Here is a 19799-nt window from a genome sequence, read left to right as displayed (position 1 = left end):
TAGTCTTAACATTTATAATTCTTGACAAACTAATGGAGTATACACCACAAAAAAGCTCCCGGATGGATCCGGGAGCTGTATTAAATTAATTTTCTAACTCTAGTTCTTAACAATAGTTCTTGTTGTAACAATGCCATTGTTCTGAAGCGTTACCATATACATACCTGCAGCCCATGCCGATGTATTGATCATCGTATTGGCATTAGTTGCATTTTCTGTAGCAACAACTTTTCCATTAACATCAAAAATGGCGATTGCACCCTGGTAGCCCGATATGTTCAGTATGTTATTTACCGGATTAGGGTAAACATTCAAATCCGAAAGGGTAACATTTGCTACGCTTACATTGGCTCCGGCAGGCAATTCTGTAAATGAAGTGTTTGCGCTGTTCCAGTAGTCTCCGCCACCATCGTTACCATTGCAATTTACAGCATTAATAAGACCATATGCCTTTACCGTACCAGTACCAGCTGCAGGAGCTGTCCAGCTTACAGAAATGACATATGTGCTGCCTACAGCTCCACCACCGGTAGTTGCTGCTATACGGCTTGAATGTTCTAAGAAGTTTATTCCGCCGGTGCCCGCGTTAAAGCCGGTACTGGCTGGCGCACCAGACATAGTACCTGCGTTTACAGATGATGTTCCTGATCCTGAAATAACAGACAACTGACAACCAAATCCATTAAGATTGGTTGCGGTAGTGTTGTTCGTACCTGTCATTTTCAGGGTATACGACATGCCCGGCTTGTAACGGGTAACCGGTGTGCCTGCAGAATCAAGCTCGAATGTTACTGCAATGCCTGATGCTGTAGAGCCATGGCAACTACCACAACCTACTGTACTACCGTGGCTACCTGTTCTATTTGAACCATACCCAGACGCATAACTAGATAATGTAACATACAGGAAAATACCTGCCAAAGGAAGAAGTAAAGCTCTTTTTTTCATCTACGTGGTTGTTTGTTTTTGTCACGCAAATGTAAATATAATCGATTGAGAATAAATGTGTTAGAAACAAACCCTGCTCGTTTTGGCAACTAAAAAATGTGTGTTCGCCACAAATCCACAAAAGCAGTTATGGTTTTGTACCCATTATTTTATCCATCCTGTCCATCACCTCGGTAGTCAGCATAGGGTAAAGATCAAGCGCTTTAAGGTTTTCTGTAAGTTGCTCTTCCTTTGTAGCACCCAAAATTGTGGTGGTCACATTAGGATTGTGTATTGTCCATGCAACAGAGAGTGCTGAGAGAGAGGTATTTAATTCATCAGCTATTGTTTTCAACTGCCTTACTTTCTCCACGCGTTCTTCCTGCAGGGCAGCTTCCTTCAGCCATCCGTATTTTTCTATTGACAGCCGCGATCCTTCCGGCACGCCATCATTATACTTGCCTGTCAGTAACCCCGATGCCAGCGGGCTCCATATAGTTGTTCCTATTCCTACCTCTTTAAACACCGGCAGGTAGTCATTTTCCATTTTCTGTCGCTCAAACAAATTGTATTGTGGCTGCTCCATCGCTGGTCCTTCCAGTCCAAGACCCTTAGCTACGGCATTGGCTTCCAAAATATCTCCGGCACTCCACTCACTGGTGCCCCAGTAGAGTATCTTTCCTTGCGCTATCAGGGTATTCATTGTTCTTACTATTTCTTCCATGCCCACTTCAGGGTCGGGCCGGTGGCAATAAAAAAGGTCAAGGTAGTCCATCTGCATCCTTTTCAGTGCCATGTGGCAGGCTTCTGTAAGGTGTTTACGGCTCAGGCCCCGCTGTGTTGGCTTGTTATTTTTGCCATACATACCAAAGAATGCCTTGCTTGATATACAGTAGGTTGTACGGTCCCAGTTTTTGTTCTTGAGTATCCTGCCCATCACTTCTTCACTCTTACCTCCTTCATATGCCTCTGCATTGTCAAAGAAGTTGATGCCATTGTCGTATGCTAATCCCATCAGCTTATCGCCCAGGTTATCACCCACCTGTTGATGAAAGGTAACCCACGACCCGTAAGACAATACACTCAACTGTAAACCTGTTCTGCCAAGCCTTCTATATTCCATAATATCATTTTTAACACCGTAAGTGCTCTGTTTGTTTTTACCGCAGCTTCTTAACTGATGATTGAAATTATGCGTTTATTTAGTTCAGTGCTATAATTTTTATCAATACCGTTCTCCAATATCCCTTTGTGTTTTACTTTTACTGCAACACTCTAAAAAGCAATGCTTTGAGGGCTTTCCCTGTTTATGGAAAAGATTTAGCTGCTTTTTAATGTTTTGCTCGCCGGGGTAAGTGGCTTATTTTAGCCGGTTACTTAAAATATATTGGCTATTCATTAGGTTAATATATAGCTAATAACAGTGTGTTAAACAAGTGTAACGGATTTAATTGACTATTTTTACTTCTACGTATGGCAAAACTCACATATAACAACAAGAAGGCAGTTTTTTTTCAGGCGCTGAAAACTGAGGTGGATGGTTATTTTACTAAGAACGGAATTGAGAAAACTGGCAATTGGAAACTTTATGCAAAAACTGTTATTCTGATATCGCTCTCGATAGGTTTATATTTATCTCTGCTGACTTTTCATTTTACAGCATTTGCTGGAATTGCATTAAGCATGGTTTTAGGACTTACCCTTGCAGGTGTAGGGTTTAATGTAATGCACGATGCCAACCACGGCAGCTACTCCAGTAAGAAATGGGTGAATGATCTTTTGGGTCTTACACTTAACGCATTGGGAAGTAATGCATTCATCTGGAGGCAAAAACACAACATCATTCACCACACGTACACCAATGTAGATGGTATTGATGATGACATTGCAAAAAGCCCGGTAATCCGCCAGTGTTCTACACAGGTATGGAAACCTGCACATAAGGTGCAGCACATCTACCTTTGGCTGGCCTACGCACTCAGCTCTATCCTCTGGATATTCGTTACCGACTTTGTTAAGTATGGTAGCAAGATGGTGTACACTACACCGCTGAAAAAAATGGACACAAAAGAACATGCTATTTTCTGGATCAGCAAAGTGATGTATGTTGCCTTTTACATAGCATTACCTATTTACCTGGTTGGCGTAAGTACATGGGCTGTAGGTTACCTGGCTATGAATGTGGCCTTGGGTATGTCTTTGTCTGTAGTATTTCAGTTGGCTCACGTGGTTGAAGAAACAGAATTTGAATTCTCTGGTGCTGATGATAAGGTAATCGAAAACGAGTGGGCTGTTCATCAGTTAAAGACAACAGCAGATTTTGCTCGTGGCAATAAGGTTATATCATGGTATGTAGGTGGACTTAACTATCAGGTAGAGCATCACCTTTTCCCGCGTATCAGTCATGTACACTACCCGGAAGTAAGCAAAATAGTAGAGCAGAAGTGTAAAGAGTATAATGTAGACTACCACGCCATGCCTACCATGTGGGCTGCTATTGGCTCTCACTACAGGTTTATGAAGTCTCTCGGTCAGAAACCACAAGAGGTTCCGCCACAGGCAACAAAAATTAAAGAATCTGATGTAAAAGCAGCCGATCTGGTTTTGCAGGAAGCATAAGATAATGCCGACAATATTTTTAAGAGGGTGTCCCAAAATGGCATCCTCTTTTATTTTGTCCGCTCCTGCCACGCCTTCAGTCCTTCCGCCAATAATGCTGCAACCGCGGGATGCCTAAGATCTGTCTCGTTCTTTATCTCTACATACTTGTGCACTTTACCGCTGCCGGCAAGCAACCCGAAAGGGTCTGGCAATTCACTGCCTTTATAAAACCCTATCTTCATCATTGCCTTTGATGGTATAATGGTGCAGATCATATTCTTATACCCTGGTCCATAGCCGTACCCTATAATGTTGCCAAACAGGTCGGCCTCTTCCTGTACATCGGGCAACTGGGATATAATAAAGGCGCGCAACTTGTAACCAAGCTCTGCTATTGGCTCACTGTATTTGGAAAGTATGGTGTCTACGCTCATTTTATTTAATTATCCTGATTCGCCGGTTATATCTGCTTTTCCAACAACTCCCAGTTGGGCATCGCAGGCACCCACTTTTTGTTGAGTACCTTCTCAGTAAAGGAGCGGTTTTGCAGGAACATGTTCTTTTCAGTAACCAGTATGTATGGCTGTAAGAGTGAGCTGTAGCGCACAAGATCGGCCCATGGTTTGCCATCAAAGTATTGCAGGAATGAGGCGATGATCTGGCGGAGTTCCTTCATATTCCAGTAGTGCAAAGCATATGGCAGTGCTGACTTGATATTGCCCTTGCTGCCGAACTGTATGGAGAATGCGAATTGCTCTATAATATGTTTGGGGAATTTAGGGTGTTCGCTATCCGTGTACTCCAGGGCCTTCTGCAAGAGTTCGCGGTGGCTGCTATGGAAACCAAGGATGCCGGCATTCCACATATACAGATCATAGAGTGGTGTGCCTTCTGTTTTTATTGCTTTGCCGCTACGCAGGAATGTGTCGAGCTTGCGGAACAATGGATTACCCTTTTCGCTGATCTTGCCTTCCTGCATGTGCATGTATAGTTCGCCAGGGGCTAGGCCATTCCATACATCATCCAGCTTTTGCAGGAATACCATATCGGTATCGGCATAGAGTATGTTACCCGTGCGGGTCTCAGTAAAGTCGAGAAGGAGTTCAATTTTTATGCGGTGCACAAAGTCGATATCTCCGCGCCATTGTTTTATCAGCGCAGCATCCATCTTGCGGAAGTGTAGCGGTAAAGGACAATCGGCAAAGCGATCGAACCACTCCGGCTTATCTGTATAGACCCAGATCTCGGTATTAGTGAGCTCTTCGGGCTTGTATAGTCTTGACAATGACATCAACGCATAGGCACACTCTAAGAATACGGCTTCGTAGCCGTAACATTGGAGGATGATGTAGTTGGGTTGATGCATAGTTAAGATCTATCGGCTTTTAATTTTCTTCTTTTTCTATTCTTCAACAAACTAACGACTAGCGAAAAAACAGTGATGGTGAATATGAGTAAGAGGCCCACGATCGCTACCAGCAACCATTGCTCCACGTCGTAGTCTATGCCTGAGAAGATCCGCTTTGTTAGTTGCTCAGATATTAAGATGTATATAGCCGAGAATAATAGCCAAAGAACCAGATGCTTTAATACTATTATTCCCGGCTTCTTCATTGCTTAAAATTTCATACCTGTTACTTCTTCAGGATCCTTATCGAGGAACCTTTCTGCTGCTATCAGGCCTTCGTGCAAGATGGTGTCTTTGGCCATGAAAGAGGTTGTCTTTCGCAGTTCGTTCATCAGCTTTTCGAGGGCGGGTGATGTTTTCTTTGGTCTGCGGAATTCGAGGGCCTGTGCGGCGGTAAGTAGCTCTATTGCTAATACACGCTGCACGTTCATGATGACTTTGCGGAGTTTTACGGCCGCGTTTGCGCCCATGCTCACGTGGTCTTCCTGTCCGTTGCTGCTTACAATGCTGTCTATAGATGCCGGTGTGCAATATTGTTTGCTCTGGCTTACTATGGCTGCTGCGGTGTACTGGGCGATCATGAAACCGCTGTTCAATCCTGCCTCAGGGGCGAGGAATGGCGGCAGGCCACGCTGGCCACTTACTAATAAATAAGTTCTGCGTTCAGATATATTGCCCAGCTCTGCCATGGCTATTGCCAGGAAGTCGGCCTGAAGCGCTAATGGTTGTCCGTGGAAATTACCGCCACTCACAATAGCGTCTTCGTCGTGGAAAACGATCGGGTTATCTGTTACTGAGTTGATCTCTGTTTCTACCACACCGGCAGCCATATCTACTACATCTTTTGTAGCACCATGTACCTGCGGTATACAGCGGAAAGAGTACGGATCCTGCACCTGCTCTTTAGGCACACTCTGTATCTCACTATCAGCAAGCAGTTGCAACATACGTGCAGCAGTATCGAGCTGGCCTTTGTGCGGACGGACACGATGAATGGCATGACGGAATGGTTCGTTCTTAGCCATAAACGCATCGGCAGAGAGTGCTGCGATAACATCAGCCCAAATCAGCAGGCGCTTTGCCTGCGTGAGTGACCAGGTAATGTAAGAGCTCATGAACTGAGTGCCATTAAGCAATGCCAGCCCTTCTTTGGCAGCGAGACTCATTGGTTTCAGTCCAACTATTTCCAGTGCTTTTGTAGCAGGCATTATTTCTCCTTTGTAGCGCACTTCGCCCAAGCCTAAGATAGGCAGACTCATATGTGCCAGCGGAGCCAGATCGCCCGAAGCACCGAGTGAGCCTAATTCAAACACACGCGGATGAATACCGAGGTTATAGAAATCTACCAGTCGCTGCACTATTTCTGTGCGTACACCGCTGTAACCCTGGCTAAGCCCGTGAACCTTGAGCAATAACATGAGGCGCACGATCTCTTCAGGTACTTCATCGCCCATGCCGCATGAGTGCGATGTAACGAGGTTTTCCTGTAGTTGAGACAACTCATCATCTTTAATGCGCACATTGCAGAGCGAGCCGAAGCCGGTGTTGATACCATAGTAGGTATTCCCTTGCTGCAATATGTTGTCGAGGTAAGCGCGGTTAGTGTCTATGCGGCCTTTTGCGGCGGCTGAAATAGCTAATTTATCCTTTTTGCTTTTAAAAAAGCCAATGGATATGTGCTCCGGTAATTCCATTTTTTAGTAGTTAGTATTTAGTATATAGTACATAGTGGCAAGGCCCAATGCACTTTTAATATGATCTAGTTTTTCTTCTGCTGTTCTATTATCGATCTCAGATCGGCTTCCATGCTCTTCTCCACGCTTTCTGTTATCCGGCCTATTTCTTTTGTTCCGTCAAATAGAATTATGGTTGGTACACGGGTGATATTGTATGTTTTTTCTATGCCGTTGCCTGCTGTCTTTGCACGGTCTACTCCGTATAGGGTTACTTTTGCCATGGGGTATTCTGCCGCCATGAGTACATTGTGTAGTTTGGGTATGAGGTCTTTAGAGTCGCCACACCAGGTGCCCATAACCACCACCATAGAATATGCCGACAATGCCGGCTTCAGTTTTTTGATGTGCTTTTTCTTCGGGGTATAGTCTGCAACGCCGGTTGTGTACCAATGAAATGTGGTGTCTTTTTGCAGATCGTCAAAGCCAATGAGGCCCCGGTATATCACACTTCCGTTTATGCTGTCTATGCTATTGGTATATCTTAGGGGCATATTCTGTGCTTTGGCTGTTGCAGACATTATCAACAGGGCTATAAGCGCTACTATTCTCATGGTTGGTTATTTCAATTGATTCCTTATGGCCAGTAACTTATTGCGAAGGGACATAAGTGATTTTTTCAGGTCTACTGTTTCCACATCCATTTTGTTCTGGGTCTTCAGTTTGGTTTTTGCTCCCGTAAGGGTAAACCCTCTTTCTTTCACAAGGTGGTGAATGGCGCGCAACTCTTTTATCTGGTCTTCGGTGTAAAGTCGATCGCCTTTGCGGGTAGTACGTACATTGAGTTTAAACTCGTTTGTCCAGAAGCGGATATGTGATGTTTTTACTTTGAATACCTCCGCTACTTCTCCTATAGAAAAATATTGCTTTCCGTCGCCTTTCCAGTCTTCCGGCAGTTTGAGTGCGTCTGTTTCTTTCTTTTTAGCTGCTGTCTTTGGTTTTTCTACTTCCGGTAACTCTTCGGTAACGGGTGTTGGTATTGTTTCCGCCACTTCGGCAACAACTGCCTGTGGCGCCGCGGCTTCCGGTATTACAGACTCAGTCTTGATCGATTCTTCATTTCCCTCATCTTCTTTCTTCTCGTCGTCTTTCTTTTTGGCGCGGCTTTTCGCTACCGGTTTTATTTGTTCGGGTACTATTTCCTCACCAAATAAGGTTATGATCCTTTCGCTCATGGCTACAAGTTACAAAATACTTTTTTATTGCTTAAAAATGCCTCACCACCTGTACTGCGGAAAGTGCTGCTGCAACAGGTAAACCGATACTCTTTTGTCTTTCAGTTCTTTTATTTTATCGCTGTTTTCCTGCACTATCCTGGCAATGCGCAAAGGTGATATAAAAAAGTCAGCAACAAGCAATTGTATGATCTCTTCAAAACACTTTTCTTTAAAATACCCGTAGTAATAATAACGGGCGATCATACAATTGTTTCTTTTTACAAGCAGCTCATCGTTTCTGCCCTTGCGAAGTTCGGTATCGTTTTTAATAACGTCGTTAAATAATTTTTTGCCACGCATAGAAAAAGGGATTTATGGCTCAAAGGTAAATTGTGTTCCAAAATGTTTCGGGAGAAGATATCAACATTTTTTGCGTAAAATTGAGCTGAAACCCGCTATGGGCAGGCGATACAGCCACTTGAAAATGCGTGGATATGTTTTGAGTTATTCACATTTGGGGGGGTGTCTGTTTGAACTGTGATGGGTATGATTGAATGACAGGCTATGATGGTTGATGTGTCTCAAAACGAATATGTCCCGTGTGAATGTCGCACTTCACTTCGATAAACTCAGTGTAAACGTGCAGCTCAGCACGACATTCGTGTGTTTGAGGTTACTCAACTACCTTTTTATGCACACTCTCGTGCCTACGCCAACAAAGGTGTAGAGTTCATCTACGTCGGCATTTTTGAGGGCTACGCAGCCGTCTGTCCAGCCTACGCCTAGTTCTATCATGTCATCGCCACCTTTCCATATGCCGTGTATGCCAACGTTACCGCCCATTTTGGCAGTAGCCGGTACAGACCCTTTTTCTTTTAATACGGAGAACCGCTTAACTGTAGTATCGTTGGGATAGTCGAGCAGCATGAATTTATTGTACTGCGATGCCGGATTTTTCATTTTTATCTTATACCAGCCTTCAGGCGTGCACCTGTCGCCTTCCATGCATTTATTTTCGAGCGGCCGTGGCCCAAATACGGCTGCGTATGAGCGTATCATCCTGTTCTTATAATACACCTCTACTCTGTATCTCGATTTGCTGACCATAAGGTAAACAGAATCTTTGATCAGGGTGTCGCCTTTTATCGGTTTGTGTAGGTTGAATGTGGGTATTATGGGCTTTATGATTGTTTCTGTGACGCGCATATTCCCTTTATCGTACTGGATAACGCGGATCATATTCCCTTTGCCATCTTTATATTCTTCCAGCACTTTAAAGTTGATGAGCTTGGGAATAGGCTTTTCGATGATCGGTTGCTGCGGAGCAGGCTTTTGCTGGGCATAAGTATTGCCCGAGTAAATACAGCACAATATCATCAGCGTTCCTACTGTTATAAATATCTTTCTGATGGCAGATGTTGTCATTCTAGTATTGTACCGGATGGGCGAAACTATTCTTTTTTTAGAAACTGTATCTATTAGATATTCGATACAAAGGTAAAACAGACGTTTACAACCGAAAACAGCTGCGTTTTTATTGCCATATTTTTGTTTTTGTTTATAATAAACGATGTATATAAGGTTGTAAAACCTTTAATTACCAAAATGTTAATTAAGTTTGCGCTTTATTTTTTTAAAACTAACGATCGTGGTATATCCTAAGGGGCATCTAATAGCGGTGGGGGGGGCAGAAGATAAGGGTACAGACCTTGAAAAGGGTATAGTTCAGAGAAACCGCCTAAACTTTTTTGAGCTGGGTATTCTTAAAAACATAGTTAGTCTTATACCTGAGGCCAATCCTATTGTGGAGGTAATTACAACCGCATCGTCTATTCCAGATGAGGTTGCGGAAAACTACATAGATGGTTTCAGCAAGCTTGGCTGCACCAATGTAGGTCACCTGCGCATACGCAATCGCGAAGATGCATGTCTTCCGGAAAACATAGCCCGCCTTAAGGCCTGCAATTGTATCATGTTCTCAGGTGGCAACCAGCTGCGCCTGTCGTCAATATTTGGCGGCACCGAGTTTTTGGATATCCTGAAGGAGCGTTATGAAAATGAAGATTTCCCGATAGGCGGTACCAGCGCAGGCGCAATGGCAATGAGCAATACCATGATCTATGAAGGCAGTGCCGCACTGGCACACCTTAAGGGAGAGGTAAAGATCACTACCGGCTTAGGCTTCCTGCAAAATGTAATTATTGACACCCACTTTGACAAGCGAGGCAGATTTAACAGGCTGGCGCAGGCTGTTGCCGCACAACCTGGTGCAATAGGCATAGGACTTGGAGAAGATACCGGTGTTGTAGTTTCTGATGGTTACAGTATGAAAGCCATTGGGTCTGGTAGTGTTATTATTATAGATGGCAGAAACATAGAATACAACAATATAGCCGACATTAAGTTTGGCGAGCCGATATCTGTAGAGAATATAATTGTACACATAATGTCTAAGGGAGACGTATATAACCTTAAAACACGCAAGTACGAAGGCAGCGAGATCGTTATTAATGACGAGGATTAATCTTTTTGCCCGTAATACATTATATTCGTAGCAGTGAAGGATTGGCCAAATGAATATAAGTACTGACCCGCAAGCATAAATACTTGTTTACCTGTGAAAATATGCCCAATAGGGAATAAGGACAATAATTAAGTCCCTGTTCTTCTTCGCTAGTATAAATGTATTTTATTTTAACCCGGCTTGGTTTACATAGTGCTATATGTACAAAATTTTTATCACTATTATTATTGCCTGCTTGCTGCCAACTGCTTATTGTAGCGCGCAGGCTGAAAGTGATACAGAAATAAAGACGTGGCTAAAATCGCGTATAGCTGTGCTTGCCGACTCCTCTATGCATGGTAGGGGTTATGTAAAAGATGGCAGGCAACAGGCGTCTAAATACATACGCAAACAATTCCGCAAATACCATCTCAAACCAATTGCACATAAACGTTCATACAGGCAAACCTATACATTTCCGGTAAACACCTTTCCCGGTCATGTAGATTTAAGTATTGATGGAAAAAACCTGATCCCCGGCGCTGATTTCATAATAGATGCCGGTAGTTCTTCCTTCAGGGGAGATCACCTTTCGTTTGAAAAAGTAGACCTGTCGGTAATAAAAGATAAGGAACAGTGGCGGAAGATGCTGACAACATTCCGTTATAATAATAAGGTTTACTACCTGGAGCATGTTGACTCCCTTTGCAAACTGCTTGGGCTGAAGAAGCATTATTTTTCGATGGTGCTGCCTGTGGGGTGCTATATAATACCGCAAAAGGAAAAATTCATCTGGACCGTAAATAAGGAAACCACCCACGCCTCGGTCATCTATGTCAAAGACAGCTTATTTAAAGCGGGTATTAAAAACATTTCTGTCAACATAGAAGCCGATCTGATAAAGAATGCACCGAGTGACAATATTATCGGAGTGCTGCGTGGAGACGTTAAAGATACTTTCCTGGCCATAACTGCTCATTATGACCATTTGGGTATGATGGGTAATAAAGCAATATTTCCCGGTGCCAGCGATAATGCCAGTGGCACAGCAATGCTCCTATACATGGCGCGGTATTTCTCCACTCACCCGCATCATTATTCCATACTCTTTATTGCATTCAGCGGAGAAGAGGCGGGGCTTATCGGGTCTGAATATTTTACGAAACATCCGCTTGTACCGCTTTCTAATATTAAATTCCTTACCAATATGGATATAATGGGCGACGCTACCGAGGGAATAACTGTAGTTAATGCTACCGAATACCCAAAACAGTTTGAGTTGCTCCAAAATATAAATACGAAGCAAAGCCTTTTACCACAAATAAAGAGCAGGGGCAAAGCATCTAACAGCGACCATTATCATTTTAGTGAGGCCGGAGTTCCATCGTTCTTTATTTATACCAATGGCGGTAAGGGTTATTACCATGATATCTACGATAAAGCAGAAGAAATATCGCTCAATCATGTAGACAGCATTGTAACGCTCGTTATCAACTTTTTAAAAGAATTAAAATAAAGCGTATTTTTATCCGTGCACATCTTGTATATTGGCACGTATTTATTATTTTTGACTCTGCGCATTAATACATCTGTTATATGACAAAGCAATTCCTCCGTTTTACGGTACTTATATTTATTTCTGTTGCCCTATTCTCTTCTTGTAAAAAAACGCATCCTTTACACGCCTATCCGGATAATATGCGCTTGCTGAACTTTACAAAAACAACAACTAACTCTACTAGTCCGTCTGTAACTGTTTACGAAAACTACCGTTTTGTTTATGACGGTTATAACCGCGTAAGCCAGATCATACATACTAAAAATGATGGCTCATCTAACCTGATCAGCAATCTCACCTACAAGAATGACACTATTTACGATACTACACGTTATGTAAATCAGTCGACTCTTATAGAGGTTGATACATTTGTAACTGACCAAAAGGGGCTTATTTCTATCACTTACGAACCAGGCCTTAAGACAGAATATACTTACCTGGGCAAATTGCTTACCCGTAAGGCTACTTCAAGTACAGATTATTTTACCTACACTTCTTACAATGCCAACATACTGAAGGCTACCAATTCACTTGATGCCAATAAAAACACCGACTGTACTTACTTCACAGATAAGTTTAACAGGGTTGGTGATTACCTGCAGCTGAACGGGTACCTGAAATATGGTTTTAATTTTTATCAGAACGACAACCTTATCTGGAAGCTCATCTATCCTAATGTTACTGTAAACATTGACTACGTCATAGATGCTGATAACAAGATCACCAAAACTACAGCACTTTCGGTAGATGCTGCTGGACGGACCACTACTGAGGTTTTTGACCTGCAGTACGAACAGTTCAAATAAATTGTCTATTCGATCTCTTTTTATCTATAAGGCTATCTGTAGCTTTAATATTTCCTTTTGTTTAATCGTGAGTACCTTTGCATAGTGCGAAAGCACAATGATGTGTATGGAACAATTTGTAAATAAAGTAGCCGAAAGCGGAATCATTACCCTTGACCTTGTTTCCTACATACCTGCGGAGGATAGTATATCGTCATTTGATCTTAAGCCATTCCTTTTCCGGGAAATGATACTGCGGGAGAAAGATTACCGTGCTGCGCTCCAAACCTTTGACTGGCAACAATTTGAAGGTAAGCATGTGGCTATGTTCTGTTCTGTGGACGCAATAGTTCCTGTATGGGCCTATATGCTGGCCGCTTCTTATCTGCAACCAATTGCCGCATCCGCTTACTTTGGCACTCCTGATGAACTTACCCGGGTACTGATCAACAACAAAATACAAGCCATCGACAAGGCAGACTACACAGATAAAAGAGTGGTGATAAAAGGCTGCGGGGATACACCTATCCCTGAGGCGGCATATGTAGCCGTGAGCCTGCACCTGAGACCTGTTGTAAAGTCGTTGATGTATGGCGAACCCTGCTCAACAGTTCCAATTTACAAAGCTCCGAGGGTTTAGTATTAATTACCCCTTCTTCTACAGAACTCATTTTCTTAATAAACTGTTGGTAACTTTTTAGTCGGATAGATTTTTATCCGGTTCCATTTCTGCTGTTTATTAATCATAAGTTTATATATTCATTTCTAATTGTGCTCCTTTACCAACTATTTCGGGTAATTACACGTCTATTTAACAAAAGATTATTAACTTTAATATCCTTGTTAAATATAACCCACGTGTAAATCGGCGCTCATGAGATCTCTGTTCCTTAAAATATTTATTTTTTTAAGCATTTTTTTTTTGCTCATGCGGCTCATGCGCTAACTTCTAATTTTACGGCCGACCATATTTCAGGTTGCTCGCCGTTGGTCGTAAACTTTACCAATACGTCTACCGGAGCAACCAGTTATTACTGGGATCTGGGCAATGGCACCAACTCTACGCTTACCAATGTATCGGGTAGTTACATAACCCCGGGTACATATACTGTTACACTTATTGCCTACAGCGGCTCTTCGTCTACCACACACACGCTTACCATCACTGTGTTTCCCTCGCCTATTGTGAGTTTTGTAGCTACAGATACATCAGTATGTCCGGGATCGGCAGTTACGTTTACAAGTACATCAAGCCCGGGAGTACCTGGCGCGGTTACCTATATCTGGAATTTCGGAGATGGCTTCACCAGTACCACTGCCAGCCCTACGCATGTGTATGCTACTCCTGGATTTTACAATGTCACTTTATCCATTACCAATAGCCAGGGCTGCGTTACCACAACAACAGTCAGTTCATATATTCATGTTTTCAACCATTCTATACCTAATTTCTCTGCTGCTGTTACTTATTTCTGCCGGGCCCCGGGACACGCAGTATTTACAAACACTACTACCGGAATAGGACCATTTACCTATTTATGGAATTTTGGCGATGGCGGTACATCTACTCTTTCTAATCCTACGCACGACTATACCGGCACAGGAAGCTATACAGTAAAACTAACCGTAGTTGACGCAAATGGCTGCATAGACACAGTAACCAGGCTTAACTACATATTTGTGGGCAATATGACTGCTAACTTCACCTCTGTAGCCACTGCCTGTGTTTTTAATAACGTCACTTTTTATAATACCAGCAGCCCCCACTCTACCAGCAGCTGGACATTTGGCGATGGGGGCGGATCTACCGCTGATACTGCCAACCACGTCTATGGTGCTCCGGGAACCTATAACGTAAGGCTGATCATCTACAATGGTTATTGCTACGACACCGTGGTCCACTCCATAACTATCCTTCCACAACCTACGGGCTCATTTACTTCATCCCCTGTTGTTCCTTGCCAGGCGCCAGCAACCATTACCTTTACAGGCACTGTGCCGGGTGGTTCTACAGTAAACTGGATATATGGTGACGGTGGAACTGGAAGCGGATCTACCTCTAATCATACTTACACCGGTAATGGCGTCTACAATGTACAGATGATCATTACTAATTCGAATGGGTGTAAAGACACAGTCTCGCAACCTGTTACGATCAACGACCTTATTCTGCTGATCAACCCATCCCCAACAACAGCATCAGGGTGCGTTCCGCTTACGGTAACATTCAACACCGCGGTTAGCACATCCGTTCCCGCTTTAGGACCATACCCTGCTGCAGTAACATCTTACACCTGGAATTTTGGTGACGGTAGCGCAGTATTAACAGGGGTGTCAAGCCCCAGCCATATATTTACGGCTGTTGGTATATACTCTACAATATGCACCGTGACTACTGCCAACGGTTGTACCAGAAAAGATACTGTAATTGTGTCGGTAGGTACACCACCTGTTGTAAATTTTACCGCTACGCCTACGCACGTATGTTATCATAAGTCAGTAACCTTTACAGCACACGTTGTATCGGGCCCTGTTGATGTTTATACCTGGGATTGGGGTGATGGCACAACACTGATAGACTCTACACCTAATACCAGCCACGTTTTTGCTTATCCCGGTTCATTTACGGTAACATTGGTGGCCTATTATAATGGATGTCCTAGTTTGCCGTTTGTTTACAGCCCGATAATTGTGGACTCGCCCAAGGCTATTATAGCCTCGGCATATCATTGTGATCCGTATACCAGGGTAACTTTTTCTGATATGTCGCTTGGAAATGACGCACCGCTCTGGTTCTTTGGAGATGGTACCTGGTCTACTTCTGATACGCCTAACCATACTTACCCATCTACGGGAATATATACCGCCATACTTACAACCTATAATATTGCCAGTGGCTGCCGGGATACCACGTCAGTTCCGCTGAACCTGATACCTCCCGCTTTACAAATGTTTGCCGACGACACAACGATATGCTCGGGAGATACTGTGCATTTTACCAGGATTGTGACCGGCAGTACCGCAATTCAAAATTTCTGGGATGTGAACGGAGTCTGTCTTGACTTCGACACAAGTGCTAACTTCAATTACTGGTTCCCGACCGCAGGTATTTACTCCATCAGGTATAGAGTTAGAGATCAGCATGGTTGTATGGATACCGCAGTCCACAATAACTGGATATTATCTTCTCACCCGGTAGCCAACTTTAATGCGGCGCCGGTGATAGGGTGTGCTCCGCTAATAGTCACCTTTACTGATGCAAGTACAACGATTACGGGTACCTACCTTACCAATTATAAATGGGCCTTCGGAGATGCCAGCCTTACCAGTACGGCCAGTGCCGGTATTCCCACGGCATCGCATACTTACACAGCCGCAGGAACCTATAGTGTAAAAGAAATAATAACAGATAATATTGGTTGCAAAGACTCGATCACGCGTCCTTCGCTTATTACTGTTTGGCGACCACATGCAGCGTTTTTATCCAGCACTGGTTTTCCATGCATCAATACGCTGGTTCATTTTACTAACCTTTCTGCAAGTATAGTAAGCTCTTACTGGATGTTTGGAGATGGTGCTACGTCAACGCTTTCGTCGCCCGACCATGCCTATTCGAGCCTTGGTAGTTATACGGTAAGGCTGGCTGTGACCGATGCCAATGGTTGCACAGATACGGCAACTTATGTGAACTATATTGTTGTGGCGAAACCGGCTGCCCACTTTTATATGGATGACTCATTCTCTATATGTCCTCCACTAGCTGTTCACTATTTTAATACAAGTACAGGAGCCACAGGCTATAACTGGACGTTTGGCGACGGCGGTACATCCGTTTTAGCATCTCCGGGAAATCTATATACATCTGGTGGTATATATACAGTAACCCTTATTGCAACAGATGCTCATGGTTGTAAAGACACCGCCCTGGGACACGCTATAGTTTATGGCTCTGCCGGAGGCTTTACCTACGCACCACTCATGGGTTGCGCTCCGCTTGCCGTGCATTTCTCAGCCGCATTGAGCAATGTGCCCAATATAGTCTGGGACTTTGCCGATGGCACGACGTTCTCGACATCTATGTCAGACACTACGACCCACTATTATGTATACCCTGGCGCTTATGTGCCGAAACTAATATTGAGCGACAATACAGGTTGCCAGAGTTCGAGCCTTGGTGTGGACACCATAAAAGTAGATGCAGTGCGGCCGGGGTTCACCACCAACCCTAACCCTATCTGCGTAAACTCTACTGTGGCTTATGTAGATACTTCGGGCAGCTACTTCTCAACCATCACTTCGTGGCATTGGGTTTTCAGTCCTACTGACACAAGTAACATTTCAGGTCCAACTCAGTTTTACAACACCGTTGGTACATTCCCTGTTACCCTGGTCGTAAAAGACGGATGGGGTTGTGTGGGTACAGTAACTAAGAATATTACTGTTAACCCGCCGCCAACAATAGTTGCCAGCAAGGATACCGTTGTTTGCGTGGGCGATCCAGCAACATTGAGTGCAACCGGAGGTGTTTCTTATACGTGGATACCATTGCCGGTGACTTGCAACACCTGCCAGACCACGCAAGCATCGCCTGTTGTGATAACTACCTATACGGTGACAGGAACGGATGCCAATGGCTGTGTAAACACAGACACGGTTACCGTGTATCTCAGAACGAATACTATAAGTGCAGCATGGGGAGATAGTGAAGTTTGTCACCTTGTTCCTGTGCCATTATTCGATACCGGAGGTACAAAATATACCTGGCTGCCAGCTGCCGGATTAAATAATTCAACGATCTCCAATCCCATTGCAACACCATCTGTGACCACTACCTACATGGTTATCGCACAGTTGGCAAGCTGTATACCAGATACAAACTATGTAACTGTGATCATACATCCGTTGCCAACTGTTGATGCGGGTCCTGATCAGCGCCTTGTGGCAGGGTCTCATGCACAGATCAACGCGACAGGTACTAATATCTTCCACATAGATTGGGTGCCGGCAAATACTTTGAGTTGCGACACCTGTTTGAACCCGGTTGCCAACAACTTTAGTAGTACGACATACACTGCGAATGTGACTACTGATTTTGGTTGTAGAGCTTCTGACTCGGTTACCATCTATCTATTCTGCGACGAGAGCCAGATATTTATACCAAATACCTTTACGCCTAATGGCGATGGACAGAATGATATATTTTATCCACGAGGGTCTGGTGTTAGCAAGATCAAAGCATTCAGGGTGTACAACCGTTGGGGTGAATTATTGTTTGAAAGAACGAATATCAATATCAACGACGCAGGTAATTCATGGGACGGATCGTTCAATGGCGGCAATGTTCGTCCGGATGTTTACGTGTATCTGGTAGATGCTATATGTGATACCGGAGAGCCGATATTTATAAAGGGAGATGTTACCATAATCAAGTAAAATGTGCGCCATGATAACGAGAATAAAGAAAGCCTTACTGATTGCCGGAATTGCCCTTTGCCCTTCGTTGGTAATGGCGCAGGCCGACGTGCATTTTTCCCAGTTTTATGAAACATCAATATTGCGCAACCCATCGCTGGTAGGTATCTTCTCTAACGATTTTAAGTTAGGGGCATACTATCGCAACCAGTGGAGTAGTATAAGTAACCCGTTCATAACCATGTCGGCCTACGGTGAGGCCCGTGTACCGATCGGGCATTTTTCTAACGACTATCTCAGCTTTGGCTTACTGGGCTATTCTGATAAAGCAGGGTCATTACAGCAGACTATTACCTCTGTTTACCCTGCTATCAACTTCAGCAAGTCGCTGAACAGTGAAAAAAACCGGTATCTTTCTGTTGGCTTTACTGCGGGCTATACGCAACATAGCTTTGATAAAAGTAACGCTACCACCAATGCCCAGTACCAGGGCGGGCACTACGACCCGAACAACCCTACGTTTGAAAACTTTACCAATAACAAGATGACCATGTGGGATATTGGCGCTGGCATTAACTACAACACCAGTAGTGGTGACAACAATGAGGTGACTTATATCCTGGGCCTTTCTGGCTATCACCTTACACAACCGTCGTTCTCTTATTTCGAGACACCGGGAGTAACACACAATATGCGCTGGAATGTGAATGGCGCAATTGGTTTCAGTGTAAGAGATAATATGTCGGTTCAGCTACACACTAACTTTGCTTTACAAGGTACTTATATGGAGTCTGTCACCGGAGCACTATTCACAGTTTCTGAAAAAGGTGGTGGTGAACGGCCTGAATATGCCCTTACCGCAGGGTGTTTCTATCGCCTGTTCGATGCGGTAATACCTGTTGTAAAGCTTAAGTACAAACGCACAGCTGTTGCTATGAGTTATGATGTGAATACATCTACACTGAAACAGGCCAGTAAACTACAAGGTGGCTACGAAATAACCTTCTCTATAACGGGCGATTTCATCAACAAAACGGGCATATTGAAGAAGACGGTTTGTCCGAAATTCTAAAAATTATTTTTATAGAAAGTATCAAAAATGATACCTTTGCTTTTTGTATGAAATCCAGTGAACTCATCAGAATGGTTAAAAAAGCCGGTTGGGTAGAAATTCGCCAGACTGGCAGCCATAAAATATTCGTTCACCCTGGTTTTCAATACTCACTACCTGTTCCCGATCACGGCAGCAAAGAGGTGCCAACCGGAACAGCAAATTCAATTCTTAAAAAAGCTGGGTTAAAATGAAAAAGCTGGAAGTAATAATAGAGAAAAACGATGGCCTTTTTTGGGGTCGAATTGAAGACGTGAAAGGGTGGCAGCCATCACCCTATGGCAATACTTTGGGCGCATTAATCAACAATCTGAAGGACCTTGTTGGGGATTACGTACTACACGAAGGAAAGGATGATAAGAAATGGAATAAAATTATCTGGTCGGAGATTGAACTCTCCTTTAAATATGATCTCGTTTCCTTTTTTGAAACCTTTAATTATTTGAATCTATCTGTTATTTCGAACAAGATTGGCATTAATCGCACATTATTAAACCACTATAAAACTGGCACAAAATATCCTTCTGCTGAACAAGCAAAAAAAATAGAAGATGCCATTCATCATTTAGCGACTGAATTGAAAAAGGTGAAGTTGGTAGCATAA

19 protein-coding genes are annotated in these 19799 nt (G+C 43.6%); 9 read left to right on the top strand and 10 right to left on the bottom strand.

Translation table 11 applies throughout. The features are described from left to right. Positions 1 to 99 precede the first annotated feature (99 nt). A complete protein-coding gene (locus tag CJD36_RS10540; protein WP_105039135.1) occupies positions 100 to 948 on the bottom strand; it encodes a T9SS type A sorting domain-containing protein in 849 nt (282 codons plus the stop codon). Between the two features lie 127 nt (positions 949 to 1075). After that, complete coding sequence (locus CJD36_RS10535; protein ID WP_105039134.1) at positions 1076 to 2050, bottom strand: aldo/keto reductase; 975 nt, start codon at positions 2048 to 2050, stop codon at positions 1076 to 1078. A gap of 350 nt (positions 2051 to 2400) precedes the next feature. Between CJD36_RS10535 and CJD36_RS10530 the strand changes: the two genes are divergently transcribed. Then, positions 2401 to 3546, top strand: a complete 1146-nt coding sequence (locus CJD36_RS10530; RefSeq protein WP_105039133.1) for a fatty acid desaturase family protein — start codon at positions 2401 to 2403, stop codon at positions 3544 to 3546. A 50-nt stretch (positions 3547 to 3596) separates the two neighbouring features. On the opposite strand, the gene CJD36_RS10525 is transcribed toward CJD36_RS10530, so the two are convergent. The 8 genes from CJD36_RS10525 to CJD36_RS10490 form a co-directional block, all read right to left on the bottom strand. Next, positions 3597 to 3962: a DUF1801 domain-containing protein gene (locus CJD36_RS10525; protein WP_105039132.1), complete on the bottom strand. Its 366-nt coding sequence runs from the start codon at positions 3960 to 3962 to the stop codon at positions 3597 to 3599. 26 nt (positions 3963 to 3988) lie between these two features. Then, positions 3989 to 4894: a hypothetical protein gene (locus CJD36_RS10520; protein WP_105039131.1), complete on the bottom strand. Its 906-nt coding sequence runs from the start codon at positions 4892 to 4894 to the stop codon at positions 3989 to 3991. Positions 4895 to 4896: 2 nt separating this feature from the next. Continuing rightward, complete coding sequence (locus tag CJD36_RS10515) at positions 4897 to 5142, bottom strand: hypothetical protein (RefSeq protein ID WP_105039130.1); 246 nt, start codon at positions 5140 to 5142, stop codon at positions 4897 to 4899. 3 nt (positions 5143 to 5145) lie between these two features. Further along, positions 5146 to 6630 carry a histidine ammonia-lyase gene (hutH, locus tag CJD36_RS10510; RefSeq protein WP_105039129.1) on the bottom strand — a complete coding sequence of 495 codons (1485 nt, stop codon included), beginning with the start codon at positions 6628 to 6630 and terminating at the stop codon, positions 5146 to 5148. A 65-nt stretch (positions 6631 to 6695) separates the two neighbouring features. Further along, complete coding sequence (locus CJD36_RS10505) at positions 6696 to 7223, bottom strand: thioredoxin family protein (protein WP_105039128.1); 528 nt, start codon at positions 7221 to 7223, stop codon at positions 6696 to 6698. Between the two features lie 6 nt (positions 7224 to 7229). Then, the gene (locus CJD36_RS10500; RefSeq protein ID WP_105039127.1) at positions 7230 to 7844 is read right to left on the bottom strand and encodes a MerR family transcriptional regulator; all 615 of its coding nucleotides are present in this window, start codon (positions 7842 to 7844) and stop codon (positions 7230 to 7232) included. 42 nt (positions 7845 to 7886) lie between these two features. Continuing rightward, positions 7887 to 8186 (bottom strand): hypothetical protein, encoded by a 300-nt coding sequence (locus tag CJD36_RS10495; RefSeq protein WP_105039126.1) that lies wholly within the window; start codon positions 8184 to 8186, stop codon positions 7887 to 7889. 321 nt (positions 8187 to 8507) lie between these two features. Then, complete coding sequence (locus CJD36_RS10490) at positions 8508 to 9251, bottom strand: L,D-transpeptidase family protein (RefSeq protein ID WP_105039125.1); 744 nt, start codon at positions 9249 to 9251, stop codon at positions 8508 to 8510. Positions 9252 to 9474: 223 nt separating this feature from the next. Between CJD36_RS10490 and CJD36_RS10485 the strand changes: the two genes are divergently transcribed. From CJD36_RS10485 to CJD36_RS10450, 8 genes are all read left to right on the top strand, one after another. Beyond that, a complete protein-coding gene (locus CJD36_RS10485) occupies positions 9475 to 10350 on the top strand; it encodes a cyanophycinase (RefSeq protein WP_105039124.1) in 876 nt (291 codons plus the stop codon). Between the two features lie 199 nt (positions 10351 to 10549). Then, positions 10550 to 11845, top strand: a complete 1296-nt coding sequence (locus CJD36_RS10480; protein WP_105039123.1) for a M28 family metallopeptidase — start codon at positions 10550 to 10552, stop codon at positions 11843 to 11845. A gap of 80 nt (positions 11846 to 11925) precedes the next feature. Next, positions 11926 to 12693, top strand: coding sequence for a hypothetical protein (locus CJD36_RS10475; RefSeq protein ID WP_105039122.1), 768 nt, complete (start codon positions 11926 to 11928; stop codon positions 12691 to 12693). Between the two features lie 106 nt (positions 12694 to 12799). Continuing rightward, entirely contained in the window at positions 12800 to 13312 is a 513-nt protein-coding gene (locus CJD36_RS10470) for a DUF2480 family protein (RefSeq protein WP_105039121.1), read from the top strand. A gap of 347 nt (positions 13313 to 13659) precedes the next feature. Beyond that, entirely contained in the window at positions 13660 to 18105 is a 4446-nt protein-coding gene (locus CJD36_RS10465; RefSeq protein WP_105039120.1) for a PKD domain-containing protein, read from the top strand. A gap of 10 nt (positions 18106 to 18115) precedes the next feature. Further along, the gene (locus CJD36_RS10460) at positions 18116 to 19156 is read left to right on the top strand and encodes a PorP/SprF family type IX secretion system membrane protein (RefSeq protein WP_161499272.1); all 1041 of its coding nucleotides are present in this window, start codon (positions 18116 to 18118) and stop codon (positions 19154 to 19156) included. Continuing rightward, complete coding sequence (locus CJD36_RS10455; protein WP_205685595.1) at positions 19141 to 19389, top strand: type II toxin-antitoxin system HicA family toxin; 249 nt, start codon at positions 19141 to 19143, stop codon at positions 19387 to 19389. Before CJD36_RS10460 ends, CJD36_RS10455 begins: the two co-directional genes overlap by 16 nt. After that, positions 19386 to 19799, top strand: a complete 414-nt coding sequence (locus tag CJD36_RS10450) for a hypothetical protein (RefSeq protein WP_105039117.1) — start codon at positions 19386 to 19388, stop codon at positions 19797 to 19799. Before CJD36_RS10455 ends, CJD36_RS10450 begins: the two co-directional genes overlap by 4 nt.

It is taken from the genome of Flavipsychrobacter stenotrophus (genome assembly GCF_002954265.1).
GTDB classification, from domain to species: Bacteria; Bacteroidota; Bacteroidia; order Chitinophagales; family Chitinophagaceae; genus Flavipsychrobacter; species Flavipsychrobacter stenotrophus.
Note: the sequence above shows the minus strand (reverse complement) of the source record. Positions and strands in the feature narration are given on the sequence as shown.